Source organism: Planococcus sp. 1R117A (assembly GCF_051417975.1).
Classification (GTDB): domain Bacteria; phylum Bacillota; class Bacilli; order Bacillales_A; family Planococcaceae; genus Planococcus; species Planococcus shenhongbingii.
The window spans coordinates 26,704-51,659 of record NZ_JBPRLO010000002.1; the positions used below are offsets into that span (position 1 = coordinate 26,704).

General features: G+C 46.7%; 25 protein-coding genes. 16 read left to right on the top strand and 9 right to left on the bottom strand.

What is annotated here, in order from left to right; genetic code table 11:
* The first annotated feature begins 17 nt into the window (after positions 1-17).
* The 6 genes from arsC (at position 18) to ACSFXN_RS05600 (ending at position 4,018) form a co-directional block, all read left to right on the top strand.
* Positions 18-437 carry an arsenate reductase (thioredoxin) gene (arsC, locus tag ACSFXN_RS05575; RefSeq protein ID WP_437149192.1) on the top strand — a complete coding sequence of 140 codons (420 nt, stop codon included), beginning with the start codon at positions 18-20 and terminating at the stop codon, positions 435-437.
* Positions 438-520: 83 nt separating this feature from the next.
* Positions 521-880, top strand: coding sequence for an arsenite efflux transporter metallochaperone ArsD (gene arsD / locus ACSFXN_RS05580; RefSeq protein WP_437149193.1), 360 nt, complete (start codon positions 521-523; stop codon positions 878-880).
* A gap of 13 nt (positions 881-893) precedes the next feature.
* Entirely contained in the window at positions 894-2,666 is a 1,773-nt protein-coding gene (gene arsA / locus ACSFXN_RS05585) for an arsenical pump-driving ATPase (protein ID WP_437149194.1), read from the top strand.
* Between the two features lie 81 nt (positions 2,667-2,747).
* On the top strand, positions 2,748-3,176 hold the full coding sequence (locus tag ACSFXN_RS05590) for a protein-tyrosine phosphatase family protein (protein ID WP_437149195.1): 429 nt from the start codon (positions 2,748-2,750) through the stop codon (positions 3,174-3,176).
* A gap of 50 nt (positions 3,177-3,226) precedes the next feature.
* Positions 3,227-3,505: an iron-sulfur cluster biosynthesis family protein gene (locus tag ACSFXN_RS05595; protein ID WP_437149196.1), complete on the top strand. Its 279-nt coding sequence runs from the start codon at positions 3,227-3,229 to the stop codon at positions 3,503-3,505.
* Positions 3,506-3,718: 213 nt separating this feature from the next.
* Positions 3,719-4,018 carry a YnfA family protein gene (locus ACSFXN_RS05600; RefSeq protein ID WP_437149197.1) on the top strand — a complete coding sequence of 100 codons (300 nt, stop codon included), beginning with the start codon at positions 3,719-3,721 and terminating at the stop codon, positions 4,016-4,018.
* 247 nt (positions 4,019-4,265) lie between these two features.
* On the opposite strand, the gene ACSFXN_RS05605 is transcribed toward ACSFXN_RS05600, so the two are convergent.
* Positions 4,266-4,826 (bottom strand): GNAT family N-acetyltransferase, encoded by a 561-nt coding sequence (locus tag ACSFXN_RS05605; protein ID WP_437149198.1) that lies wholly within the window; start codon positions 4,824-4,826, stop codon positions 4,266-4,268.
* Positions 4,827-5,154: 328 nt separating this feature from the next.
* Between ACSFXN_RS05605 and ACSFXN_RS05610 the strand changes: the two genes are divergently transcribed.
* Both ACSFXN_RS05610 and ACSFXN_RS05615 read left to right on the top strand, forming a co-directional pair.
* Complete coding sequence (locus ACSFXN_RS05610; RefSeq protein WP_437149199.1) at positions 5,155-6,546, top strand: MATE family efflux transporter; 1,392 nt, start codon at positions 5,155-5,157, stop codon at positions 6,544-6,546.
* Positions 6,547-7,573: 1,027 nt separating this feature from the next.
* Positions 7,574-9,670 (top strand): copper-translocating P-type ATPase, encoded by a 2,097-nt coding sequence (locus ACSFXN_RS05615; protein WP_437149200.1) that lies wholly within the window; start codon positions 7,574-7,576, stop codon positions 9,668-9,670.
* A gap of 255 nt (positions 9,671-9,925) precedes the next feature.
* Here ACSFXN_RS05615 and ACSFXN_RS05620 read toward each other — a convergent pair whose 3' ends face one another.
* The 5 genes from ACSFXN_RS05620 to ACSFXN_RS05640 all read right to left on the bottom strand — a co-directional run bounded on the left by ACSFXN_RS05620 (position 9,926) and on the right by ACSFXN_RS05640 (position 14,090).
* The gene (locus tag ACSFXN_RS05620) at positions 9,926-10,351 is read right to left on the bottom strand and encodes a hypothetical protein (RefSeq protein ID WP_437149201.1); all 426 of its coding nucleotides are present in this window, start codon (positions 10,349-10,351) and stop codon (positions 9,926-9,928) included.
* A gap of 413 nt (positions 10,352-10,764) precedes the next feature.
* Entirely contained in the window at positions 10,765-10,992 is a 228-nt protein-coding gene (locus ACSFXN_RS05625) for a hypothetical protein (RefSeq protein WP_437149202.1), read from the bottom strand.
* Between the two features lie 115 nt (positions 10,993-11,107).
* The gene (locus ACSFXN_RS05630; protein ID WP_437149203.1) at positions 11,108-11,809 is read right to left on the bottom strand and encodes a hypothetical protein; all 702 of its coding nucleotides are present in this window, start codon (positions 11,807-11,809) and stop codon (positions 11,108-11,110) included.
* A gap of 28 nt (positions 11,810-11,837) precedes the next feature.
* Positions 11,838-13,289 carry a UDP-N-acetylmuramoyl-L-alanyl-D-glutamate--2,6-diaminopimelate ligase gene (locus ACSFXN_RS05635; protein ID WP_437149204.1) on the bottom strand — a complete coding sequence of 484 codons (1,452 nt, stop codon included), beginning with the start codon at positions 13,287-13,289 and terminating at the stop codon, positions 11,838-11,840.
* A gap of 216 nt (positions 13,290-13,505) precedes the next feature.
* The gene (locus ACSFXN_RS05640) at positions 13,506-14,090 is read right to left on the bottom strand and encodes a YdhK family protein (RefSeq protein WP_437149205.1); all 585 of its coding nucleotides are present in this window, start codon (positions 14,088-14,090) and stop codon (positions 13,506-13,508) included.
* Positions 14,091-14,334: 244 nt separating this feature from the next.
* On the opposite strand from ACSFXN_RS05640, the gene ACSFXN_RS05645 reads away from it, so the two are divergent.
* From ACSFXN_RS05645 to ACSFXN_RS05655, 3 genes are read left to right on the top strand one after another with little or no spacing between them, the layout of a single operon-like run.
* Positions 14,335-15,243: a F510_1955 family glycosylhydrolase gene (locus tag ACSFXN_RS05645; protein WP_437149206.1), complete on the top strand. Its 909-nt coding sequence runs from the start codon at positions 14,335-14,337 to the stop codon at positions 15,241-15,243.
* 54 nt (positions 15,244-15,297) lie between these two features.
* Positions 15,298-16,704, top strand: coding sequence for an ATP-binding protein (locus ACSFXN_RS05650; protein WP_437149207.1), 1,407 nt, complete (start codon positions 15,298-15,300; stop codon positions 16,702-16,704).
* Positions 16,679-17,359 (top strand): response regulator transcription factor, encoded by a 681-nt coding sequence (locus tag ACSFXN_RS05655; RefSeq protein WP_437149209.1) that lies wholly within the window; start codon positions 16,679-16,681, stop codon positions 17,357-17,359. Before ACSFXN_RS05650 ends, ACSFXN_RS05655 begins: the two co-directional genes overlap by 26 nt.
* 54 nt (positions 17,360-17,413) lie before the next feature.
* Here the strand turns inward: ACSFXN_RS05655 and ACSFXN_RS05660 are convergent, their stop codons facing one another.
* Positions 17,414-17,746 carry a four-helix bundle copper-binding protein gene (locus ACSFXN_RS05660; RefSeq protein WP_437149210.1) on the bottom strand — a complete coding sequence of 111 codons (333 nt, stop codon included), beginning with the start codon at positions 17,744-17,746 and terminating at the stop codon, positions 17,414-17,416.
* Positions 17,747-18,238: 492 nt separating this feature from the next.
* Between ACSFXN_RS05660 and ACSFXN_RS05665 the strand changes: the two genes are divergently transcribed.
* Both ACSFXN_RS05665 and ACSFXN_RS05670 read left to right on the top strand, forming a co-directional pair.
* Positions 18,239-18,691 (top strand): VOC family protein, encoded by a 453-nt coding sequence (locus ACSFXN_RS05665; RefSeq protein WP_437149211.1) that lies wholly within the window; start codon positions 18,239-18,241, stop codon positions 18,689-18,691.
* Positions 18,692-19,034: 343 nt separating this feature from the next.
* Positions 19,035-19,280: a hypothetical protein gene (locus ACSFXN_RS05670; RefSeq protein WP_437149212.1), complete on the top strand. Its 246-nt coding sequence runs from the start codon at positions 19,035-19,037 to the stop codon at positions 19,278-19,280.
* Positions 19,281-19,497: 217 nt separating this feature from the next.
* Here the strand turns inward: ACSFXN_RS05670 and ACSFXN_RS05675 are convergent, their stop codons facing one another.
* Complete coding sequence (locus ACSFXN_RS05675; RefSeq protein ID WP_437149213.1) at positions 19,498-19,806, bottom strand: hypothetical protein; 309 nt, start codon at positions 19,804-19,806, stop codon at positions 19,498-19,500.
* 316 nt (positions 19,807-20,122) lie between these two features.
* The gene (locus tag ACSFXN_RS05680; RefSeq protein ID WP_437149214.1) at positions 20,123-21,334 is read right to left on the bottom strand and encodes an RtcB family protein; all 1,212 of its coding nucleotides are present in this window, start codon (positions 21,332-21,334) and stop codon (positions 20,123-20,125) included.
* 255 nt (positions 21,335-21,589) lie between these two features.
* Between ACSFXN_RS05680 and ACSFXN_RS05685 the strand changes: the two genes are divergently transcribed.
* From ACSFXN_RS05685 to ACSFXN_RS05695, 3 genes are all read left to right on the top strand, one after another.
* Positions 21,590-22,132 (top strand): dihydrofolate reductase family protein, encoded by a 543-nt coding sequence (locus ACSFXN_RS05685; protein ID WP_437149216.1) that lies wholly within the window; start codon positions 21,590-21,592, stop codon positions 22,130-22,132.
* A 580-nt stretch (positions 22,133-22,712) separates the two neighbouring features.
* A complete protein-coding gene (locus ACSFXN_RS05690; protein ID WP_437149217.1) occupies positions 22,713-23,663 on the top strand; it encodes a VOC family protein in 951 nt (316 codons plus the stop codon).
* 21 nt (positions 23,664-23,684) lie between these two features.
* On the top strand, positions 23,685-24,791 hold the full coding sequence (locus ACSFXN_RS05695) for an alpha/beta hydrolase family protein (protein ID WP_437149218.1): 1,107 nt from the start codon (positions 23,685-23,687) through the stop codon (positions 24,789-24,791).
* Positions 24,792-24,956 lie beyond the last annotated feature (165 nt).

Consider the following 24,956-nt stretch of genomic DNA (forward strand, 5'->3'; position numbering starts at 1 on the left):
AAAAGGAGTTTACCATCATGACGAAAAAAACATTGTATTTTTTATGCACAGGCAACTCATGTCGCAGCCAGATCGCGGAAGGCTGGGGGAAAGAAATTTTGGGGGATGAATGGCAGGTATTGAGCGCGGGCATTGAAGCGCACGGGCTGAACCCGAATGCGGTCAAAGCGATGAACGAAGTGGATATTGACATTTCCAAGCAAACATCCGACATCATTGACACCGACATCCTGAACAATGCCGACTTTGTCGTCACACTTTGCGGCGATGCCGCAGACAAATGCCCGATGACGCCGCCGCATGTCAAACGCGACCACTGGGGCTTTATCGACCCGGCAAAAGCGGAAGGCACAGAAGAAGAGAAATGGACCGTGTTCCAAAACGTCCGCGACGAAATCGGCGCACGCATCCGTGAGTTTGCAAAAACAGGAAAGTAACAAAAGAGCCGTGATCTAGTATCGCGGCTTTCTTTCTCTACAGAACATGAGCATATTCTAGTATTGTAATGGAGGAATTCATCATGAAAAAAATTGAAATCTTCGACCCGGCGATGTGCTGTTCCACAGGTGTCTGCGGACCCGTCGTGGATCCGGACTTAACAAGAATCGCGTCAGCCGTCTATTCCTTAGAGAAGAAAGGCTTTGAGATTGCGCGCTATAACTTAGCCAATGATCCAAGTGCATTTGTAGAAAATCAAATCGTCAATCAAGTATTGACCGAAAAAGGACCGGAAGCGCTGCCGTTGGTTCTGATTGATAACGAAGTCGTTAAAGTGGCCGAGTATCCGACAAACAATGAACTGGCCCACTGGTTTGAAATTACGCCGGCCGAATTGCAGGAAAAGCCGCGGGTTCGCGTGTCTGTCAATTTTGGCAAGTAAAGGAGCACATGATATGTATTCGCTATTCAATCCGAAAAAGATGCCCTTGACGCCGTTCCTGTTCTTCACCGGAAAAGGTGGGGTCGGCAAAACGTCCACGGCTTGTGCCACGGCTGTCGCATTAGCCGACCAGGGAAAAAAGGTCTTGTTGGTCAGTACCGACCCGGCCTCCAACCTTCAGGATGTGCTGGAAGTGGGCTTGACGAATGAACCAATAGCCATTTCAAGCGTTCCTAACCTCTCTGCGTGCAACATCGATCCTGAAGAATCGGCACGGGCTTACAAGGAAAACATGGTCGGCCCGTACCGCGGCAAACTGCCGGATGCGGTGTTAGCCACAATGGAAGAGCAGCTATCAGGCGCCTGTACGGTGGAGATTGCCGCCTTCGATGAATTTTCACATTTGTTGGCCGATGAAAACATCTTAGATCGGTTTGATCATGTCTTGTTTGATACGGCACCGACCGGCCATACTCTGCGGCTGTTGCAGCTGCCGATGGCATGGAGCGGATTTCTGGAAGAAAGCACACACGGCGCTTCCTGTTTGGGACCACTGGCCGGCTTGGAAGGAAAAAAAGAGATGTATGCCAAGGCGGTTACGTCCCTGTCCGACTGGGAAAAGACAACGCTGCTGTTGATTGCGCGTCCCGACAACTCGTCATTGCTTGAAGCTGACCGGGCATCTTTGGAACTGAAAGAAATCGGTATTCGGAACCAATTGCTCATCATCAACGGCCTGCTGCAGACGCATCAGCCGGAAGACGCAGTATCGACCGCGTTTTACAGCCGCCAGCGACTCGCTTTAAAAGAAACGCCGGAAGCCTTAAAACAAGTGATGACATATGCACTGCCGTTCGTCTCGTATTCGCTGACGGGTGTGGAGAACCTGCGGCATTTGTTCAGCTCCTATTCCATCATCACATTTGAAGCGGAAGAGGCAACTCCGGAAGTATTGAATCTTCCAGGCTTGAATCAAGTGATTGAGGATTTCTCGGCAAAAAATACAAGGGTTATCTTTACGATGGGCAAAGGCGGAGTCGGCAAAACGTCGATTGCGTCGGCCATTGCGGTGGGCTTGTCCGAAAAAGGACACCGCGTCCATTTGACCACCACGGACCCGGCCGCGCATCTGGCGTATACGTTTGCGGGCAGCGAAACACGCGACAGCCTGTCTATCAGCAGCATCAATCCGGAAATTGAAGTTGGGCGCTACAAACAGACGGTTCTCCAAAATGCAGGAAATGGACTGACCGAAGAAGAGCTGGCCTATCTGCAGGAAGACTTGGAATCACCGTGCACGGAAGAAATCGCGCTATTCCAGGCATTTGCGGCTGTAGTGGAAAAGTCAGAAAACGAAATTGTCGTGATCGATACGGCGCCAACGGGCCATACGTTGCTGTTGCTGGATTCGACGGAAGCCTACCACAAAGAGATGAGCCGTTCGACCGGGGACGTGCCGGAAAGCGTCAAGAAACTCCTGCCGCGTTTGCGCAATCCGGAAGAAACTGGCGTGGTCATTGTGACGCTGGCGGAAGCGACACCCGTATTAGAAGCGGCGAGGCTTCAGGATGATTTGAAACGTGCCGAGATTGAGCCGAAATGGTGGGTCATCAACCAAAGCCTATACGCCACGGACACCGCGGATCCGGTGTTGCGAGGCCGGGCGAGTTCTGAGAAAAAATGGATCAAGAAAGTGGACGAAGAGCTGGCTCCTAAGTGCGCCTTGATTCCTTGGCTGCAGGAGGAAAAGATCGGCTATCACCAATTAAAAGAATTCATATTGTAAGGATGCTTAGTTTACAAAGTCTTTTTTAAGAACTGGGACTTGCGGGCATGGACATTTCAGGTAAAGGAAGGTGGAATTGATATGAACAAAGACTATCAGGAATTGGTAAAAGACCGCATTTTCATTGGCGGCGCGGCGGATGCTAAAAACGCAGCAGAGACGGAACGGATTGATGTCGTCGTGGATTTGCGTGCAGAAGTGACCGAAGGCGAGTACGAGTATTTGCGAGTCCACAGCCCAATTGTCGATAATTCCGATGAACAGCAGGATGATTCGGTCAAAAAAGCGATTGACCAAGTTGTGGATGCCTACAATGACGGCAAGAAAATTTATTTCCACTGTGCAGGCGGCAGCAACCGGACCGGCACTGTGGCGATCGGCACGCTGTTGGCTTTGGGGAAAGCCGACAGCATCGAAGAGGCGGAAGCCCAGGCAAAGTCCGTACGCGAGAAGATCAACGTGAAACCGCCATTGAAAGAATCCCTTCAGCGAATTTTTCCGAACGCCTAACAAATGGTGATATCAAAACGAAAGTAAACCAAAAAGGAGAGATACAACCTATGATGATTACAAATGAAGCCAAACAATACATCCAATCCATTCTGGAAGAGCAAAAAGCGGAAGGTCTGCGGATTTATGCAATAGCTGGCTGCTGCGGACCGCAAATCGGCTTGTCGCTGGATGCACCGGAAGCAACAGATGAAGTAGCGGACATCAACGGCATCCGGATGGCGATTGCCTCGGATGCGAAAGATGCCACAGGCAGTTTGACATTGGATTTTGAAACAGATGGGGAGCAATCGGGCCTGGTGATGGTCGGAGCACCGAATTGCTGCTGAACGAAAAGAGCTCATTTGGGCTCTTTTTTTTTGTACAAATATACTTTTCCGAACGCTTTCTAATAAACTGTTTTTAAGTTATTCTTTCATATTAAAAAGCTGATATTAGTGGATAAAATAATATTTCTATTTGATATTGTTACGATTAAGTTGAGTAAAACCAAAAGGCCATCTATGTGCTATTAGAACGTGAATAGGGAACGAGTATTAGAATTGATTTATACAATTTTCTTATTTGTAATTGCAGGAATAGATGGAATTGTTGGAGTCGATTTGATTTGGCTGTTGCTGCGGGAAGGAAAGTCGTTGCGTTTGGGTATTTTTGGCGTCATCGAATTAGCCTTATATGGTGTCATTGCCACTTTCCAATCATTCGCTTCATTCGACCGGATTTACGCCGCCTATGGCAGGGCGTTCATTATCCTCACGATTTTATGGGGATGGGAAATGGACAACAAGATTCCGGATCTGTATGGCTGGATCGGGGCAACAAGGCTGAAGAACTCTTATTAGTTTGCATAAGATGAAATTATAGGAAGAGAAGGAACTTAGCCGTTTGAACAGAACCGTCTCTTCCTTTTATTCAGTAATGAATTCATTTAATTGGCATCAATTTACTTTTTGTTAACGGAGGATATTTTCTCATTGTTGTGAACTTCCAGAATCGAAGCACTCAAATGGTTCATCTCTTCTTCCAGATTAATGGAAAGTAAGGGAGAAAAGTAAGCATCGGGGTTTAGGCAAATCAATTATTCGAAGTTTAGAATCTTGTTTCAACTATGTCCGTTTCTAGTTTGGGGAAGTATGCTGCTCCGAAAGGCGAAAAATTTAAAGCAGATGTAAATCGCTGAATCGGTCCATGCCAATTATCTTTTCGGATTTCTGAATAATTGTTGTTCGTATATGCAGAAATAACTTTTCGCCAAAATTTTTGTGCGGGAAGATTGGCCTCAAGTTCCGCCACTTCCCATTCTCCAGGGAAGAGATCGAACAAATAAAATGCCGCTTGTTTGCCAATGCCTTCCTTCCGGTATTTTTTCAGGATGAAAAACTCGCTTATTTTGAAATAGGAGTCACACTGTAGATCTGCCGAGTTGATTTCTCTTACCAAGGCAAATCCTGCAAGATTCCCATTAACTTTGATCAGAAATGGAAAGTGCCCGGGAACTGCCCAATAGTAGTCCAAGTATTTGTATCCATATACGCCTTCTTCATTTACATCTTCAGTTTCGAATTCAGAGAAATCGTACTGGTACAACTCCAGCAAGTTTTGCAAAACATTTCTTTGTTCGATAGTTGGCTGCAAGATTTCAATTTTCATCATTCATCCTCCGTTCTGATTGTCCACTGTTTTTGTTACGGTGCTTTAAGCAGTTCTGTTACCTTAACCTACCTTGACTCTATAGGAAGAAAGTGAAATATAGATGAAAATTAGGGTAATGAAGAAATTTATCAGATAAGAAAACATTTCTGGTTGTGTGAAGATTGCGTTAGTTTATATTGAAATTACATACACTGAATTTTGTATAAAGTCGGTGAAAGTAAAGCGGCCATATCAGCAGATTTAAAGGGAAGAAATGTTAAGGAGACAGTAAATTGTCAAAAACTGTTGAAACAGATACGATTTCTGCATCAAAGGAGAGGGAGATATGGCTGCACAAGGATTGTTTGAAAACCGGAGCACGAAAGAAAAACTGCTGGCGATCTTATTTCTCGCCGTCCCGGCGATGATCGAAAACATTCTGCAGACCGTCGTGGGATTTGTCGACACCTTGTTCATTGCCAAAGTGGGCTTGTTGGAAGTGACGGCAGTGGGCGTCGCCAATGCCGTGCTCGCCATCTACCTGGCGATTTTTATGGCGGTGGGGATTGCCACCTCGTCCTTGATCGCCCGCAGCATCGGCGCCGGGGATATGGCGAAGGCGAAGGCGGTGGCGAAACAATCCATGGTCATTGCCTTGGCCGTCGGCGCTTTTTTCGGCCTGCTCACGTTGGTTTTCGCGGAATTTTTGATCGGCTTGTTCGGGGCGGAAGCACGTGTCGTCGCGGAAGGCGCCACCTATCTGCGGATCGTGGGAATCCCTTCGGTGTTCATTTCGCTGATGCTCATCTTCGGCAGCATCCTCCGGGGCGCCGGGGATACGAAAACTCCCATGAATGTCGCGTGGGGCATCAACTTGCTGCATATCCCGCTCGATTACGTGCTGATTTTCGGAGTCGGGGATTGGACTGGCTGGGGCGTGGCGGGAGCCGCCTGGGCCACCGTCATCGTGCGGATGATCGGGGCGATCGTTTTGTATTTCTACATCCAGAAGTCGGCCGTGTCGTTTTCCTTGTGGGAAAAAACAGAGGCACACTCCATGTTTGCCACGATTTTCTCCCTGGCGACCCCAGCGGCTGCCGAACGGCTGATCATGCGTTTGGGGCAAGTGCTGTACTTCGGATTGATTGTGGCGATCGGGACAAAGACCTTTGCGGCGCACACCATTGCCGGCAACATCGAGACGTTTTCGTACATGCCAGGCTACGGGCTGGCGATCGCGGCCACCACCTTGGTCGGCCAGTATCTGGGGGCGGGCAAGATCAAAGAGGCTTATCAGTACGGCCTGTTGACGATGGGGGTGGCGGTCGGGTTCATGAGCGTAATCGGCGTCTTCCTGTTCCTGTTTGCCCCGTGGCTGGCGACCTGGTTTACCCAAGATCCGGAAGCGGTCCGGATGGTGGCCGTTGCGTTGCGCATTGATGCCTTCGCCCAGCCGGCACTAGCTGTCGGGTTGGTGCTCACCGGCGCGCTGCAAGGAGCTGGGGACACTAAGAGTCCGATGTACAGCACAGCGATTGGCATGTGGCTGATCCGAATTGTCGGCATTTACGTGTTGGGGATTTATTTCGGGCTCGGGATTGCCGGAATCTGGCTAGCCATTGCCCTGGATATTCTGATGCGGGCTATTTTCCTATCCTGGAGATACCGTCACCTTTTCAACCGGCTCATCCAGGAGGAAGAAGCGATTGGGTCGTTGGGAACAAAGGAAATAAAATAAAAAATAGATTAATTGCGTTGTGGAAGCCTGACAGTGTCCAGAAAAGACAGATATCCACTTTTGAAAGGGAGAAGGAGAGAAATTTAGAGCGGGATTATTTGTGAGCCCTGTCACGATGTTACCGAATCCATTCTTCGATGGAACGAAGAGGAAGTGGGGATTCAGACCTTGGAACATGAATTTCGTTTAGGGCTGAACTGAAAGAACGAAGTGATTGAGAATGTCCAGGAGGACTTTGTTGAGGAATTGGATAAGTCCACTTCCAACGAGGCACGGAGAGAGAGATTTCAGCAAATTGTCGAGTTTGTAGAAGATTTTTCTTTTTGTTAGATAAAACAAACATAATCCTTTACATACCATAGGGGGGTATTGTATAGTGGACTTGTGAAGTTGATCAGAAAATGAAATCAAGATGGTCTTTTCCGCAACTATCCTTCAGCAGATCATTAGTAGAGAAACAATTTGCTGAAGGGCTTGCTGCCAGTGTTTCGGCTTTTGAACCACCATTAATTATAGAGAGAACCATCTTAAGGAGCACGGACTGATAGAACAAAAACTTGTGATTCTGTCGGTACGCTTTGTGAATATTCTGCAATAACAGCTGCGGAAAGCCAGGGAAGTCTGTTGAATAATTGGCCAGGAGTATGGTTCGGTAAATTTTTTCAACGCTTTATACCCCCCATGTGTATATAAATAGCCATTAATGGAGGTATCGGATTCGGAGCTAACTCAATGCCAGACAACTAATACCCATTTCAAAATACATGAATGAAGGTGAGGGACTGGAATTAATCACCTTTCAACGGCTCTGTATTGAAATGCCCGTTGATAAACAAGAAGAGAATGTCGTTGATTTTATGCTTATTGTAATCGGGTCTCGGTTGGACACTAGGAGGTTCAAACATAAGATTGGCAGAACGGCGACAAAGGGGTCAATGAACCTATTGGTTATTCTCGTCGTTAAGAGGGCACGAAAGTAGGATATAAATGGCATAAGGAAGTAACTATATTGAAGGAGGCGGACTTTATGGCAAAGAATCAGAAAGATTATAACCATGAACAGGCAGATCACAGCAAGATGGATCATTCCAGACATGTTGGGCATAGCTATCATGAAATTCAAGTAAAAGAGGGCATTCATGATCACGGCAATCCTTCCCAGAACCATGATCACCAAGATCATAGTGAACATGACCACCATCAGCATGGGAACTTCAAGGAAATTTTTCTGAAGTCCCTGCCGTTGGGAATTATCATTTTGCTATTGTCCCCAATGATGGACGTTAGGCTTCCGTTTCAATTTACCTTTCTATACTCGGACATTGTAGTCGCTGTATTGGCAACCATCTTATTGGTTTATGGGGGAAAACCCTTCTATCAAGGTGCGATAGTCGAATTCAAGCAAAAAGATCCGGGAATGATGGCCCTTATTTCTTTAGGGATATCCGTTTCATATTTGTATAGTATTTACGCAGTGCTGGCCCGCTATGCGACCGGTGAACACATCATGGATTTCTTCTTTGAATTCGCTTCTTTGCTCTTGATTATGCTCCTTGGCCACTGGATTGAAATGAAAGCTGTCGGAGAAGCGGGGGACGCGCAAAAATCACTCGCTGAATTAGTGCCGAAAGATGCACATGTGGTACTGGAAGACGATTCAATCGAGACGCGTCCAGTAACCGAGTTAAAAGTCGGGAACCTTGTACGTGTTCAAGCTGGCGAAAATGTTCCTGCCGATGGCATCATCAAGAGAGGAGTTTCCCGGATCAATGAAGCCTTGCTGACAGGAGAATCCAAACCTGTTGAAAAACGAGTCGGAGACAAAGTAATCGGCGGTTCTACGAACGGTGAAGGCATCTTGTATCTTGAAGTGCAGGAAACGGGCGACCAATCGTTTCTTTCTCAAGTTCAAACCCTGATTGCCCAGGCTCAAAATCAGCCTTCGAGAGCTGAAAATTTAGCCCAAAAAGTAGCGGGCTGGCTATTTTATATCGCCATTGCGGCAGCCATTATCGCGTTCGGTGTTTGGCTGTATATCGCTGATATTCAAACCGCGATTCTCTTTACGGTCACGACGCTGGTTATCGCATGTCCGCACGCTCTCGGCCTTGCTATTCCTTTAGTGATTGCACGAAGCACCAGTTTGGGTGCAAGCCGCGGGCTGTTGGTGAAGGACCGGGAAGCATTGGAACTGGCAAGTAAGGCCAACGTGATGATCTTGGATAAAACAGGCACATTGACTACTGGGGAATTTAAAGTATTGAACATGGAAACACGGGGTGGCCAACATACCGAAGCTGAAATTGCGGCCCTTATGGCAGGGATTGAAGGCGGATCAAGTCATCCAATCGCCCAATCGATAATCCATTACGCGGAGAAACAAGGGATTCAGCCTGTCCGCTTTGATTCGATTGATGTCGTGTCGGGTGCCGGTGTGGAAGGAAACGTAAATGGACGCAAATACGAATTGATCAGTCAAAAGGCACTTGGAAAAGATGTGGCGGTGGATGTTCCGAAAGGGGCCACATTAAGTATACTGGTTGAAGACGGGAAACCGATCGGTACGGTCGCATTAGGTGATGAATTAAAAGAAACGAGTAAAACTTTGATACAAGCATTGAAACATAACGATATACAACCGATTATGGCTACAGGTGACAATGAAACAGCCGCCCAAGGGGTGGCTGAGGAACTGGGCATTGAATACAGAGCCAATCAATCCCCGCAAGATAAATACAATTTGGTTGAATCACTGAAAAACAAAGGGCAAACCGTTATCATGGTCGGCGATGGCGTAAACGATGCACCATCCCTTGCGATAGCAGACGTTGGTGTAGCAGTCGGAGCCGGAACTCAAGTTGCTATCGATTCTGCTGATGTGATTTTGACTCAGTCGGATCCAGGGGATATAAAATCCTTTATCGAATTGGCTAGCAAAACAACTAGTAAAATGAAACAAAACCTCGTGTGGGGAGCGGGTTATAACTTTATTGCCATTCCTGTAGCTGCGGGTGTTTTAGCCTCCATTGGGATTACCTTAGCTCCTGCAGCAGGAGCGGTTCTGATGTCCGTTTCCACTGTTATCGTCGCTATCAATGCGATGGCATTAAAACTAAAGAATTAAATCTGTTTAATACAGTGTGTAATAGTCGTACATGAAAAGTGGTGCCTCCCAAAAGTTGAATTTTCTTTAACCTTGGGGCACATTTTTGTAAGAAGCTAAAGTCAAACAGAGGTTTGAAGACTTTGTATAAAAAAATATAGTTTATATCGTCGGATTATTGAAAGCAATAACATAATTTAAAGTACGCATCAGTGAAGAGAGAAGAAGCTTATCGGAAGCATCTTCTCTCCCTTTTTGTGTGTTGCATTTGTTCAACTATTGTCCTCCGTTCGTTTGATTCGTTTTTTTACTCACTAACTCCTCGATATAATCGTAATCAATTAAGTGATCTTCTGACATATAGAAAAACCCCTTATACTTTATCGTATCTCTTGAATTGATTGTTAGGTCTTTAATTTCTTTTCCTTCATCATCAAAAAAGACCGTTCTATAACTAAATTTGATATATCCGATTGAGGGTGTCCCTTTTTGAAGAGTGACATTGTTCAAATTATCGACCAGATGATTGATATCCTTTTTTTTGGTTATCTCCATTAATTTCATAGAATTTTCATCAAAAACAGCTATTTTAGAAACATTTGCTGGCTCTATGCTTACAACTTTTTGGGGGATATAAGTCCATGCAAAAGCCAAAAGCAATAAGAATGGGACTGCTATGACAATCCATTTTCTTTTGTTCATAATAAAAACCTTCCTTCTCACTTTATATATCAATGCCATTTTTCGATTTCTAAAAAGTATTTATTGAATCATTCTCCCCGTTCGTTCCTAACACTCTTGCGTCACCGTATGGAGTCGTAATGTCATATAGTTTTAGGTTCTGATGTGGGCCATCGATAATTGTCAGCAAACCCTTTTCCTGTATGCGCATTTTCTTCCCTCCATTTAGAAAAGAATATTCAGGCCAGTCGGATCCGAAGAAGTGCCTAGGCTTTAACGTACCCTAACTATAAAGGCGGAAAATGAAATCTAGATGAAAAAAAGAAGAAAGGGAGAGGAAATGCTAAAAAAAGCATTTCCTCTCCCTTGTTTTATTCACCAGCAGACTGTTATAACACGATTTCAAACGAAAATGCCTGGAAAAACCGAGCAGTTCAGAGCTTGAAAGCTTTATATGCCCGCATTGTCCCGACACCCGTCGAGAATCGAGCCGTTTCTTCGATTGCCGCAAACCCGGTTTCCTTTAACTGTTCTGGAATGATGCCTTTGACATTGAGCGAAGTGGGTTCAAAGCCGTCCAGGAATTGGACGGGGAGAAAGACAGCACACCACATCCCATTTTGCGGGTTTTCAAAATCTAGTACATGAAACTGCATTTTCATCTTTTTCCCCATAGACCCGATTCGATTAGCGGATCGTAGAAGCGCGTTAGCCAAGGGTACTTGAGTGCCGGTATATAGGCTTTCTTCGGGGTTTTTTCATGAAAACCGCCTTCTGTTACGGACTGTTCGGTTCTGCCACTTTTACGATGAATGGAAAGGCGAGAACGCCCGTGTCGATGAAGTGGAATTCCGCCCATAGCTTGTAAAATCCTGCAGACGGAAATTCTGTTTGGAATTCAGGGCGGTCTTTTGACGATGGGTGCACATGGATAAATCGCTTTCCTTGCTCGTCCAGTACAACGACATGTCCCATTGTACCCAAATACGGCAAGGGGATTTCTCCGTTCAAGTCAAAAGACAGTATAGCCGGTTCACCGGCAGTCAATTCCGGGTGCTGAAAAGTGACAGTCTTTCCGCCGATTTTTTTGGCCGGACGGTCCCGTTCCGCGAGCATTTGCCAATCGGTTTTGGCGGTTTCGGGTGCTGTCCCGACGGTCACCATTCTTGGCTCGATGGCATACGTCCCATTGACCGGACTGATGTCCGCGAAAACCAGATAGCGTCCAGAGGGGAGTTCCAACTCCACTTCAAAGTCTCCGGAACTCGTTTCGGTGGGGTGGACGTGTAAAAAGGTTTCCAAGTCGGCACGGACAATCACCAAGTGCATGCTTTTTTCATGGTCTTTCACCAGCTCGACCGCCTTGCCGTTCGCATCCCGGACTTGCACCAGTATACGGCCGGAGTTGTAGACGGCATTTACATAAACGCTCGGCAGCTCGTGATCCCTTTCATGATGCGGATGGTGTTCATGCTTCAAATGAAACGCCTCCTCTTTTTAGGTGAGTTTAGTCGAATTCGATGGCAAAATCAACTGTCTCCCGGTCAGAGGTGGTCGGGAGCTGATAGGATTGCTGGTATTTCTCATGCCCTTTACCGGTGATCACGATCCAATCGCCTGGCTGGCTGTCAGTGATGGCTTGTTGAATGGCGAGTGTCCGGTCCGGCACAATGGATCCTTTCGGGTTACCGTAAACCTCATTTAATCGTTTTAAGACGTCCAACATCTCGCTTCGGGGAACCGTGTTCAGGTCATCCAAGGTCAAAATATAGCGATCACTCCATTCAGCGGATAAGGACAGCATGGCGCTTCGCTTGCCGGGGTCCCGGTCCCCGCGAAAGCCGAAAACATGGATGATCCGTCGGGCGCTTTGTAATTTCACGGCTTCCAAACAGTAAGCAATAGCATCCGGTGTATGGGCATAGTCCACCACGACGGTCGTGCCATTGGCTCGTTTGGTCATCTCAAATCGTCCTTCTACCCCCTTGAAATGCGGAATGGAATCCAAGAGCTTTTCTTTGGGAATTCGCAGCAGCCGCGAAACCCCAACTGCCATCAAGGTATTATACATATTGTGCATGCCGTTCATCGCAGAGTCCATTTGGTACGTTTCGTTCTTTTCCTCCACCAGCATCGTGGAGGTCGTTGGGGTAAAGTGGACAACGCGCAGGTCGCAGTCAGCGGACCTGCCAATCGCATACACCGATTTCCCTTCCCTTTGCAGGGTTTCGGTAAGCTTTCGCCCCCACACATTATCCGCATTCACTACAGCGGTTCCGTGCGCTTTCAACTGATGGAACATCAAAAGCTTCGTCTGGAAGTACTCCTCCATGGAGCCGTGGTAATCCAGGTGCTCCGGATGAAGATTGGTAAACAAGCCGAAATCAAATGTAATGCCTGCCAAACGGTGTTGGGCTAATCCGTGGGAAGAAACCTCCATGATGACGACCTCATCGTGGCTGTGGGATAACAGCTTGTGCAGGGCCAACGAACTGGGCGTGGTGTTGGAGCTTTTCGTCTTTTGGCCATTGATCACGTTTTGAATGGTCCCGATGATGGAACAAGATATTCCGTTGCTTTCTAAAAAATGCCGCAGCATGTAGCTGGTGGTCGTTTTGCCATTGGTTCCCGTAATGCCAATCATCACTTTCCGGTTTGACGGATGGCCATAGAAGTTCCTCGCCATCCTGCCAAGGGCTTTCCGGCTATTCACAACTTGTAGATAAGGGACAGTTAAGCCGGCGATCGCCTGTTCTCCGATGATAAGGGCTGCCCCTTTTTCAAGTGCCTGGTCAATGTAGCCATGGCCATCGCTTTCAAAGCCTGCAATGGCGACAAAGGCAAATCCTTCTTCCACATCCCTGGAGTTGTCGGCAATGCCTTGGATGTCTAATTCTAACGTGCTGGCATCTAACCGGGTGATCAAATCAAGTTTATGCAAAAGTTGACGTATTTTCATGGGTGGGTGACCTCTCTCAAACAATTTAAATTCGATTTATTTTATAAGATGGATGTGGAGAAACTGTGCAGAATTCGTGCGGACAAGCCGGACAGGAAAAACTTAATCTGCTTGTAACACAAATGAAGTTTACCCGTTTCCGGAACGGACAGAAGCCCGGATGGACCAGTACGGTAAAAACCCGAGATCTTGCCGGCAAGATCTCGGGTTCTGGTTTTATTGTTTCGGTGACAATTCGCTTTCGGTCACCCATTTGTGATTGGTGACCGGTTCTCCGCCAGTCGTCGGTGTGAAATCAATCATATAGACGGTTGTGTCCTCCGCTGAATCAATCGTAGCCGTTGCACCGTCCATTCCTTCCATGTGATCGGCAGCCAGCGTCACTTCATCGCCGGGTTTCAACGGTTGGTCCCCTGGGTTTTCAAGCTCCTCGTGGATGACCCATTTGTGGTTTTCCACCGGATCCCCGCCGGTAGTCGGCGTGTAGGTGACGGCATAGGCAGTCGTCTCATAAGCGCCGGCAATTGTGGCTTCCGCGCCTTTCATCCCGTCCATATGCCCCGTTTCGATAATAGCCTGGCTACCCACTGGATAGGTCGGGTTTTCAGCTTCCTGCAGATCCGCCGGCACTTCTCCTGAGCTAGAATGGTCCATATTCTCATGCCCGGATTCCTGGCTCATGTTCTCTTCGGCTGCGTTGTCCACGGGCGCTTCGCTCGTCTCGCTGCCCGTATTGCACGCGCTTAACGTGAAGGCTGCCACGAGCGACAGCAACCCCATCAACCATTTGTTTTTCGGCATTGCGATCTCCCTCTTTCTGCGTTTGTCTGTAGTTACTCTACCCCTGAACTTTGCATATTGTGTGCAGGAACCATGACATTTTCTTGTTCGGGGAATCAGGTTACCGGATTGTGGCAAGTTCGTGAACCGACAAGAGAAGTTCTCATTCATATAGAAGAAACTGCACAAAAAATTGAGACTTGTCCGGTAAACTGATGGAGGAGAACAGTTCTAAAAGAATTTTATGAGTTGGAGGAATAGAGAAATGAAGAAAAAGAAAAGGGCAATCGGTGCACTGATTGCCGTATTCTTGTTGACCGGGTGCAGCGGGGAGGCAGCGGGCTCTTTTGAAGTCCCTTTTGAAGGGGACATGAACCACGTCCACGGGTTAGGCTACGCCGGGAATGATGAAGGCCTGTATTTTGCGTCACACGTTGGGCTGAAAATTTACCGGGACGGGGAATGGTTCGAAACAACGGACAATTTTCATGATTACATGGGCTTCAATGCCACAGAGGAAGGCTTTATTACGTCCGGCCATCCGAGTGCAGACTCGGAGTTGCCTAATCCGCTGGGGATTCAGCGCAGTGTGGACGGCGGAGAAACGATTGAAGAAATTGCGTTCCAGGGGGAAACGGACTTCCATGCCATGGCGGTAGGGTACAACAGCCAAGACATCTTCCTGATCAACCCGGCCCCGAATTCCTTGCTGGAAGCGGGCGTTTACAGAAGCCAGGATGACGGGGAATCCTGGGAACCTGTAAAAGCTGACGGACTGGAAGGGGAAGTGGCGGCATTGGCCCTTCACCCGACGGACTCAAAATTCGTTGCGGCGGCCACTTCGACCGGCATTTATTTCTCAGAGGATGCCGGAGAAACGTTCCAAGCCCTTACCGCTGAAGGAGAAAGAGGGACAGCGGTGCATTTCACCGAGGAAAGGCTGTATTTCGGGAGCTTCGGGACAGCGGCCGCGCTGATGCAGTATACTAGTGAAAATGAGACGCTGGAAAAACTGAACATGCCGGTTCTTCCGGATGATGCCATCGCCTTTATCGGCGAGAATCCGGCCGATGAACAGGAACTGGCCTTCTACACGCTGCGGGGCGATGCATACCTGTCGGAAGATGGCACTAAGAGTTGGGAACCGCTGCTAAAAAACAGCAAAACCCAATAAAAGGATCACACAATCAGATGGAAGTAAGTAAATCGAGTCTGGAAGAGGGTTGCCATGTTCAATAAACTCGCATTGAAAATCGGATTATTGTTTTTTGTCTTTATCCTCATCATCGAATCGGTGTTGTTTCTGATTTTATACGTCAACTTTGTGGAGGAGCGGGTGGAGGAAGTCATGTCCAATCTGTTGGCCCGAGGGAACACGCACAGCGAAGTGCTGGAAGACAGTTTCGTATCCACCACTTTGAATCACGTGGCCATGATGGAATCGGCTTCCGATTTCATCGTCATCATCACGGATGCGGAAGGCAACGAGTTGACTCATTCCGATAGGATTGAACCTGAAATGCGGGACGTGCTGCAGCACACTGATTTTGGACAGGTTCCGCAAAAAGGGGAAATCGTGGAGGGCCGCTGGAACGATAAACGGTTTATTGCGACCGACAGCCCCATTACGGTGGCAGGCGAGCACCGGGGGCATGTGTTCATGTTTGCCGAAACCAACCACATCAAAGGGATGGTCGAACACCTGCGGAATCAGTTTCTGCTCGTCGGCCTGATTGCGGCTGCCCTTACCATCGCTACGATTTTCGGGTTGTCACGCTTGATTACGCTTCCGCTGATCCGGATGAAGGAAGCCACGGAGCAGTTGAGCAAAGGGCATAACGAAGTCCGGCTCAATCTCGACCGGAACGATGAACTGGGGGAGCTGGCGAACGCCATCACCACGTTATCGACAGATCTGGACAGCTTGAAACAAGCCCGCAATGAATTCCTGGCCAGCATCTCGCATGAATTGCGTACGCCGCTGACTTATATCAAAGGGTATGCCGACATCGCGGGCCGGCCGGATACTTCCGATAAGGAAAAACGAGAATACATTGCCATCATCCGGGAAGAAACTGCACATTTGACAGAACTGATCCAGCAATTGTTTGAATTAGCTCAGTTAGATCATCACCAGTTTTCCATCAAGAAAGAACTGGTTTCAATCGATATGCTGTTTCAAACGGTCGTCGGATTGGTCGGGCCAGCCTTCGACAAAAAACAAATCTCCTTGGTGGTCGAGTGCCCACCGGACGTGACGGCCTTCATCGATCCCGACCGTTTTCAGCAGGTGCTGTTGAATGTGCTCGACAATGCCCGGAAATATTCGCCGGAATGGACGCTGGTGACGCTTTCGGCTATGCAAGAGAAGGACGCGGTATTCATCACTGTCAGCGATGAAGGGGAAGGCATTCCAGAGTCCGATCTTCCTTTCATCTTTGACCGGCTGTACCGGGTCGACAAATCCCGATCTAGACAGCATGGCGGCAGCGGGCTCGGGCTCGCCATTGCCAAGGAAATCGTCGAGTCGCACGGCGGCCGGATTGCGATTCAAAGCAGACGAGACAAAGGGACAACGGTGCGCATTGAATTGATAAGGGGGGATTCACTTGCAGAAAGTGCTGTTGGTGGATGATGAAAAACGGATGCTGGATTTGGTGGCGTTGTATTTGAGGCCCCACCAATATCTTTGCACAAAAGCATTAGGGCCTTATGAAGCCTTAAGCTACTTGGAAAAAGAGGCCTATGACCTGGTGCTGCTCGATGTCATGATGCCGGAAATGGACGGCTGGGAGCTGTGCCGGGAAATCCGGAAGGTCTCGGATGTGCCGATCATCATGCTGACGGCACGGGAGCAACAGGAGGATATCATCAAGGGATTGAAACTGGGGGCCGATGATTATGTGACCAAGCCGTTCAATGAAGAGGAACTGCTGGCCCGCATGGAAGCGCTGCTGCGCAGAAGAGCACCGAAAAAAAGCATTGAAACGAAGGGGCTGTTTTGGGACGAAGACCGGTTCGACCTCAGCTATCAAAAGCAATCCATCAAGCTGACGCCGAAAGAGTTCCTGATGCTGGGGCAGCTGCTGAAAAACCCGAACAAAGTCTTCAGCAGAGATCAACTGATTGAAATAATCTGGGGATTCGATTCGGAGACGGAAGGGCGGACCATCGATTCGCATGTGCGAAATATCCGCGAAAAGATCCGGCAAGCCGGGTTCCCCATCGACGACCATTTCATCACCGTCTGGGGCATCGGCTACAAATGGATCAATGAACCGGAATGTTGATTAAAAAGAAAAAGGCCTGAAGGAATAATCATTCCTTCAGGCCTTTTCGACTGCTTACGCGATGCTTCGGCAGGCTTCCGCGCATCGGCGGCAGGCTTCTGCACAGCGTTTGCAATGGTCATGGTGATCGGCGTGCTTCGCGCATTCGTCGCCGCACGCATCACAGATTTTCGCGCAAACTGCCGCCAGTTCCGAAACAAACGGCGAATTGCGGGAGATTGCCTGTTCCAAAAGGGCGCAGATATCCGCACATTCCCGATCCAATCGAATGCACTGAGCCATCATTTTCACATCTTCTTCCTGCAGGCAAGCATCAAAACAGTGATTGCATTCCGCTACGCAGTCATGCAAAATCTGAATAAGTTCCTGATGTTGTTCATGAGCCATGTTTAAAACCTCCACTTTTTATTTATTGTCTCATTTCTACTTCTTCCCTTTGCCTTCACCATTAAACAGGAATTCCGAAACTCCATAGAAACTGCACACGTTGAAAGGCACTTCGATAAAACTGAATTTCTCCATAATTTCTCGACAGTTACTTTTTATAAACAAAAGAGGAAGAACCAATACTCAAGAGAAAAAATCTGTTGAAGAAGTGGACCGCAATGGCAAAGCATTAAGAGCATCACCAGTATCAGGAACCGGCACAAAAAGGCAGCAGCCAAGGAAACTATGAACGGTTTGTACAGAGATACCTTCAGAAAAATGGGCTTAGCGTTGTAAATTCACATTTTCCTGACGGTACCCCAACTGCAACCTTTTATTTATTATGTGCACTGTGATAAGGAGTTTTTTGTTAGAAAGGAATTTGTAACTTTTGAATAGAATAATTAAGAAGAAGATCAGGTCATAAATTTTTACCCATAAGGAGATGGAATTATGGAGAATAACAAATTACTAAGAATGGATAATGTCGGAATCGTTGTAGAATCCCTTGATGGCGCCATTTCTTTCTTCGAGGAGATCGGCTTGAACCTCGAAGGGCGAGCCACTGTCGAAGGTGAATGGGCTGGCCGTGTAACCGGATTGGGTTCTCAGCATGTAGAAATTGCTATGATGGTTACCCCAGACGGCCATAGCCGACTTGAACTGTCACGATTTCTCACCCCGCCTGCTATATCCGATCACCGGACGGCTCCTGTAAATGCCCTCGGTTATCTGCGCGTCATGTTCACCGTTGAAGACATTGACGAAATGGTATCCAGACTTACTAAGCATGGTGCTCAGCTCGTTGGCGAGGTGGTCCAGTACGAGGACTCGTATCGGCTCTGCTACATTCGTGGACCCGAAGGACTTCTAATCGGTTTGGCAGAACAACTCGGCAACAACTAATTATGTGACGCTTTATAAAAGTCTTTACTGAAATATGCATTACTGAAGTAAAAATTGAAACAGAAAAGCAGTGTTAAAGCATCTTGAAGAAGTCGGGTATGTCATTAAATACAGCCAGAAGATACAGTGGATAAGTTTGGTAAAGCTGATTTATGGTTAAACTATAATAATACGGACGGCTGTATTTTGCGAAGTGAAATGATGCATGAAGCAAGGTTCATTTTAAACATCCTACCTCAATAGATTGTACACAAAGAGCAAGAAAGCGTAGACAAAGTCATGAGCGTACAAGAAGAAGAATAGCAATAATGCCACTTCACTTAATGAAGGGAGGAAGATAGCAGTGGGTAAAATCACAAAGTTAGTTGGAGTAGCGGGAGCGGTTGCAGGTTCGGCGTATCTTGCAAAAAGCGAGAACCGGAAAAAAGTAAAAGGACAGCTGAACAAAGCCGTCGAAAAATTAAACACAAAATACGTGCGGAATTTAGGCAAACCATCGGATATTCCTGATGCCGAAATGGTAGATGAAGGCGCCATGACAAGTGTCCAGTATTATAATAGACTGCAGCAAAAATCCATAGATTCTTAACTGTTTACAAAAAACATGCCGCAAAAAATACCCTTTCCCTCTAGGTGGAGAAAGGGTATTTTTATATCCATTTGAAAGTACGCAGAAAGACTTTTGTTTTGATTAACATAAGAGCACTTATCAAAGATGCATGAATACAAAAGGAGAGAAGAGGCTGAGTAGAGTAGGGGGTGCAGCACCGCTTCTTCTTTCTCTTTTCATCTATAAACTTGTGCTTTTACAAATGCTTTTTAAATTCAGTATTTGCAAAGTTATGCTCAATTTTTTTATTCCAATCATTTTTAAAAGTAAGAAGAGTGTCAGACTGTAAACAAAGTGGACTAGGAATGAATAAAACTGTATAAACCCCAACCGGTTCGGCCACTTCGCTTTCCGTGGGCACGGCCTTAGCCGCTTCCTTCGCTTCGCTCCGTCCAGGGTCTTCGGCTCGTGTCGCTCCGTCGCTTTGCTCCTTCACTGCTCCAACAGGAGTCTCGTGGCCGTACCGATTGGGGGGTGCCGCTTCCCAACAAGGACTCATTTCCATCCCTGATCCCCTTTTTCAAGCGAGTGAGGAAAAGGAGGATCCGATTTTTACGTCACTCCAGGTTCCGCAGCGGAAACCGGCGACTCCTGCGGGACAGCGAAGTGCCGAAATCCACTTGGGCGGCAGTCCAAGTTAGTTCGGCGCGAGCCCGCGGAAAGCGTCCGGTTGAAGCGCAGGAACCGGGGGGAAAACCTTATTTTTTGTATTTATTCCTTTGATTGAAAGTATATTCTTTTGCCTCGTTCTTATTATCGCTGTCTCTTCTTCAAACTTTAAAGAGAAATAAAAAAAGCAGCTCTTAAGCCGCTCTCATCCTTCATTTTCGTCTCCAGCCCTGGAATTCAGCTGCCTTGAAATTATAGACAGGTTTCAGGACGGATTGGATTTCAATGGTCTCTTTTGTATTATTGATGATTTCTTCCATCGTCTTATAGGCAAATGGCGACTCGTCGATGGTGTCCTGATTCACACTCGTAGTATAGACATTCTTCATCGTGTCTGTGAAATCATCCAGCTGAAGAAGTTCTTTGGCTTTCGTTCTGGAAAGGATGCGTCCAGCGCCATGCGGTCCGGATTGGTTCCAGTCGTCATTGCCTTTTCCTTTTGCGAGAAGCGAGCCGTCCCGCATATTGATCGGAATCAAGACCAGCTCATCTTTTCTTGCCGAGATGGCGCCTTTCCGCAATATCATATGCTCGAGATCAATGTAGTTATGGACAGTATCGATTCGCCCGGCTTCTTCAAATTTCATCGCTTCCATTAAAACCTGCATCATCGCTGCGCGGTTCCATTTGGCATAGTCTTGGGCAATTTTCAAATCATTAAAATAATCTTCCATGAGAGGTCCCTGCAGATAAGCGAGATCATTCGGAATTACAGGCTTTGCAGATTTAAAAGACTTTATGGCTGCATGGATTTCCTGATGCCTGCCTTCAGTTTTCAGCTGGGCAATCAGCTCATTCAATCCTTCTTTATCGCTTGTCAAACTTTCAATGGCTTTCTTTTGGTGGAAGTTCGCGACTTTGACGCCGAGATGGCGGCTCCCGCTATGGATGACCAAGAACAGGCGGCCATCTTCTGTTTCATTCATTTCGATAAAATGATTGCCGCCGCCAAGGGTGCCAAGTGAAAGTGTGGCGGCGTCTTCTGAAAAATTCGCCAGTACATTGTCCAGTTGGACATTGCCAATATAATTATGCGCAGTTGTACGGATCGACTGGCCGGAAGGGACTAAAGCCCGGACCGCCGCATCCAGTTCGGCAAAATCAATATCTTTCTTTTTGATTTCCACACACAGCATTCCGCAGCCGATATCCACTCCGACCAAATTCGGAACCACGCGATCCGTCACTTTCATCGTTGTCCCGATGACCGCACCTTTTCCTGCGTGGCAGTCCGGCATGATTCGTACATTTGCTTCCTTCGTCAGTTCTTCATCCAAAAACCCTTCTATTTGAGACACGGTCACGTCATCGATATTATTTGTAAAGACTTTTGCGTCGCTGTATTTGCCTTTAATGATTTTCATCTTCATCCATCCCCTTACATCTCGTTTCCAAATCTATCTGTTATTTCCTTTTTAACGCTTTTAAACCCTTTATTGTAACGGAATAAATAAAAAAAGAAAGAAAATTTGTACAAAATTTATTGGAAGAGATGAGAGGGAAGGAGAAAACAGCAGCGAGAAGGAATCTACTAACAAGAAATGAAATCCTGGTATTGCGCAAAAAAAGAATTATGAAAAAGCATCCAATAAATAAGTAGAAGAAAAGGAGGGAGCAAGGTGGCAAAAATCTGTTTTGGAATGATTATGTCGCTCGATGGATTTGTCAACGACCGGGACGGGGAGTTGGGCAAGCTCTATGCCAGTTTTGAGCCGAATGAAGAAATCAATGCCGTCATGGCAAGGACCGGAGCGGTCATATTGGGACGCCGTACTTTTGATTTGGCAGAAGCGGATTCCTATGCAGTGGACTACGAGTTTCAAGTGCCAATCTTTGTGGTGACCCACCATCCGCCGGCTAAGCATCCGAAGGAAAATGAACAGTTGACGTTCACCTTTGTCACCGACGGCGTAGAAAGTGCAATCCGGCAAGCAAGAGAGGCAGCTGCGGAAAAAGATGTCCTGATTCTCGGAGTGGATGTTTTCCGGCAAGTGCTCAAAGCCGGTCTGGTGGAAGAACTGCAGATTGCGATTGCCCCAATCCTTCTTGGAAAAGGGCTTCGGCTGTTTGAGCAGTTGGATGATCTTGAAATCAGTTTGGAGAAACTCCAGGTTATTGAAACCAACCAGCAAGTGGAGATTTGGTATAAGGTGCTGCGCTGATGATGAAAGAGAAGAAGCTGCAGGGCCTGGGTTTCTTCTTTTTTATTTATTTAATCTTTTATGCCGTTTACTTTCTTCATCTAAAAATCATAAGACTGAGGCGCGCGATGGAAACAAAGACGATGGTATGCAGGATAAGCAGTATCTTACATAGAAGCGATTGTTCTGGAATGATAGCCCGATGAATGTCTAGAAAAACGATAATAAAAAGATCTCAACAGTAACTGCTTAGATACAAAGGGAGAGGAGATGTGCTTTAATCAGCGCCTACTCTCTCTTTTGTCTGTAAAGCCAAGATTTCTACGAGCTCCTTACCATGTGTAAGCTAAGTGAACGTTCATAAGGTGCACAAGTGTTCGCGATATGAACACTTTTTTTATTTCCTTATACCACGGTTTTTTTTGCAAAAAATAAAATCATGCTTAGCTCCATCACGGTTAACCACGATTTTTTAAAAGATTATAAAAAGTTGGCACGGTTCTTGCTTTATATAAAGTAATACTAGATATTACAAAAAGCAATTTGTAATAATGCTAGGTATTAAAAGTGAGAACGCTTACAAAGGAGAGGAGTAAAAGAAATGAAAACTGAATACTTGATTTCTCAACTGGCGCACGTGGAACTTATCTCAACAAATTTAGAAGAAACAGTGAAGTTCATGCAAGATTTTATGGGGATGGAAGTAACAGAGATTACAGAAGAGGCAGCGTATTTACGGGCATGGGGTGATTTTTTCCATCATTCGCTTAAGGTCACTCAAGGTGAACAAGCCGGGTTAGGGCATATTGGTTGGCGAGCAACTAGCGAAGAAGGGCTGCAGCGGGCTGTATCGATTCTAGAAGAAAAAGGGCTGGGAATCGGTTGGATTGATGGGGATCGCGGCCATGGACGTGCTTATCAATATGAAACGCCGGGTGGCCACAAATCAGAAGTATTCTGGGATGTAGAATGGTACGAAGCGCCGGAAGAAATGAAGAGCAAGTGGAAAAACCGGCCGCAAAAAATTGTCCGCCGTGGTGTCGGGGTTCGGCGCATTGATCATCTTACTTGTGCCACTCCAGATACAACAGCGGACCGCGAATTCTACGAAGATTTGGGCTTTAGATACCATGAAGGGATTTATACGTCCGAAACAAACCGTGAAGTAGGAGCTTGGCTTGCAGTAAGCAACTTGTCGCATGATATTGCTTTTTTAAATCCAGGTCCCGGTGTAGGAAGAGGAGGAATACATCACTTAGCTTATGCTGTGGACAGCAGAGAAGAAGTTCTGCTAGCAGCCGATGCAATCGTTGATTACGGATACAAATTAGAAGGCGGACCGACACGTCATGCGCTGGCAGAAGGATTTTATTTATATGTAAGAGAGCCAGGCGGCAACTTGATCGAACTTTATGCTTTGTCTCATCTTGTATTTGCACCTGACTGGGGTCCGTTCAAATGGAAAATTTCAGAGAATCCAAACAGTGCTTGGGATGAGCAAAACATCATGATTCCATTGGATGATAAAAAAGTAACTGCAGATAATAAATAATCACACGGGGGAGTAAATGATATGTGGTATTTCTGGCCTGAAAATTATATGTGGTCCTACCAAGTTTCACGGATTCTGGGACACACATCAGTATACGGGGGCAGTCAGTTCAGTGAGTGCCTGGAAGCGGCACAGCGCATTAAGCTAGGAGACTACAACAGTTGGTTTAAAGAGTGGAACCGGCTTGGAGATCGTGTGCTAGCTCAAGCAAACGAAGCTAAGGAAGATGGGAATTTAGAAACAGCACGCGTCCATCACTTGCGGGCCGCAGACTATATCCGCTTAGGGGAATTTTTCTTACAGCCCGAAGATTCAAGAAAAATGGAAACGTACTTAAAAGGAATAGACTCTTTTAAAAAAGGGGCGGAGTTACTGCCGAACCCACCTGAAGCAATTAAAGTTCCTTATGAAGATTCCTATCTTCCAGGTTATTTCTACCAAAGTCCCAATGGAGATAATGGGCCGGTAGTTGTGATGTTTGGCGGATTAGATTCAACTGCCGAAGAAATGTACTATGCTTTAGCACCCTATTTACTGGAACGCGGCATTGGACTGATTGCGATGGATGGTCCGGGTCAAGGCGGGGCATTGCGAATTAACAATATTGCTTCTCGGTATGACTATGAAAAAGCAGGGACGGCTGTATTGGAATGGGCCATTCAGCAACCGACAGTGAATCCAGAACGCATCGGCATAATGGCTTGGTCAATGGGTGGCTATATGGCTGCACGTATTGCCGCGTTCGAACCGCGTTATAAAATATGCGGCATTTTCAGCGGCGTCTATGACTACAGTGAAATGTGGGAAAATCGGCCAGATGACCATCCATTAGCGAATATTCTCAAACATGTAATGGGTGTCAATGACATGAAAGAAGCGAGAGCAAAGTTACAAAAATATAATTTGCGCAACGGAATTGCGGAACAAATTCAATGCCCAACCTTTATCCTTCACGGGGAGGACGATCGCCAAGGAAATGTAGATCATGCCTATCGGGTTTATAATGCCTTAACTTGTCCAAAATCCCTGCACATTGTACCGACTGGCCAAACAGGAGATGTTCACTGCCAAGCAGATAATCATGCGCAGGCATTCCCATTATTTGATTGGCTGAAAAATAATTTATAAAGGCAAAATGAAACATTTAAGAACAATTAAGAGAATTTTTTTAGAAATGACTGACAGAAAATTCTGTTTTCTGATACCATTTTCCTATGCGATGAAATAGTTTGCAGCTCAGTGATGGATGTACCTTCATATGGAATAGGCGTTTATACGATACTGGATCAACGC

Bases quoted from the DNA above. Each gene is read 5' to 3' on its own strand.
- ACSFXN_RS05690 (WP_437149217.1), top strand. From the start codon at position 22,713: ATGAAAACTGAATACTTGATTTCTCAACTGGCGCACGTGGAACTTATC.
- ACSFXN_RS05665 (WP_437149211.1), top strand. From the start codon at position 18,239: ATGGAGAATAACAAATTACTAAGAATGGATAATGTCGGAATCGTTGTA.
- ACSFXN_RS05625 (WP_437149202.1), bottom strand. From the start codon at position 10,992: ATGAAAATGCAGTTTCATGTACTAGATTTTGAAAACCCGCAAAATGGG.
- ACSFXN_RS05610 (WP_437149199.1), top strand. From the start codon at position 5,155: ATGGCTGCACAAGGATTGTTTGAAAACCGGAGCACGAAAGAAAAACTG.
- ACSFXN_RS05645 (WP_437149206.1), top strand. From the start codon at position 14,335: ATGAAGAAAAAGAAAAGGGCAATCGGTGCACTGATTGCCGTATTCTTG.
- ACSFXN_RS05620 (WP_437149201.1), bottom strand. From the start codon at position 10,351: ATGAACAAAAGAAAATGGATTGTCATAGCAGTCCCATTCTTATTGCTT.
- ACSFXN_RS05595 (WP_437149196.1), top strand. From the start codon at position 3,227: ATGATGATTACAAATGAAGCCAAACAATACATCCAATCCATTCTGGAA.
- ACSFXN_RS05675 (WP_437149213.1), bottom strand. From the start codon at position 19,806: ATGGAAATGAGTCCTTGTTGGGAAGCGGCACCCCCCAATCGGTACGGC.
- arsC (WP_437149192.1), top strand. From the start codon at position 18: ATGACGAAAAAAACATTGTATTTTTTATGCACAGGCAACTCATGTCGC.
- ACSFXN_RS05605 (WP_437149198.1), bottom strand. From the start codon at position 4,826: ATGAAAATTGAAATCTTGCAGCCAACTATCGAACAAAGAAATGTTTTG.
- ACSFXN_RS05590 (WP_437149195.1), top strand. From the start codon at position 2,748: ATGAACAAAGACTATCAGGAATTGGTAAAAGACCGCATTTTCATTGGC.
- ACSFXN_RS05695 (WP_437149218.1), top strand. From the start codon at position 23,685: ATGTGGTATTTCTGGCCTGAAAATTATATGTGGTCCTACCAAGTTTCA.
- ACSFXN_RS05615 (WP_437149200.1), top strand. From the start codon at position 7,574: ATGGCAAAGAATCAGAAAGATTATAACCATGAACAGGCAGATCACAGC.
- arsD (WP_437149193.1), top strand. From the start codon at position 521: ATGAAAAAAATTGAAATCTTCGACCCGGCGATGTGCTGTTCCACAGGT.
- ACSFXN_RS05635 (WP_437149204.1), bottom strand. From the start codon at position 13,289: ATGAAAATACGTCAACTTTTGCATAAACTTGATTTGATCACCCGGTTA.
- arsA (WP_437149194.1), top strand. From the start codon at position 894: ATGTATTCGCTATTCAATCCGAAAAAGATGCCCTTGACGCCGTTCCTG.
- ACSFXN_RS05640 (WP_437149205.1), bottom strand. From the start codon at position 14,090: ATGCCGAAAAACAAATGGTTGATGGGGTTGCTGTCGCTCGTGGCAGCC.
- ACSFXN_RS05660 (WP_437149210.1), bottom strand. From the start codon at position 17,746: ATGGCTCATGAACAACATCAGGAACTTATTCAGATTTTGCATGACTGC.
- ACSFXN_RS05650 (WP_437149207.1), top strand. From the start codon at position 15,298: ATGTTCAATAAACTCGCATTGAAAATCGGATTATTGTTTTTTGTCTTT.
- ACSFXN_RS05680 (WP_437149214.1), bottom strand. From the start codon at position 21,334: ATGAAAATCATTAAAGGCAAATACAGCGACGCAAAAGTCTTTACAAAT.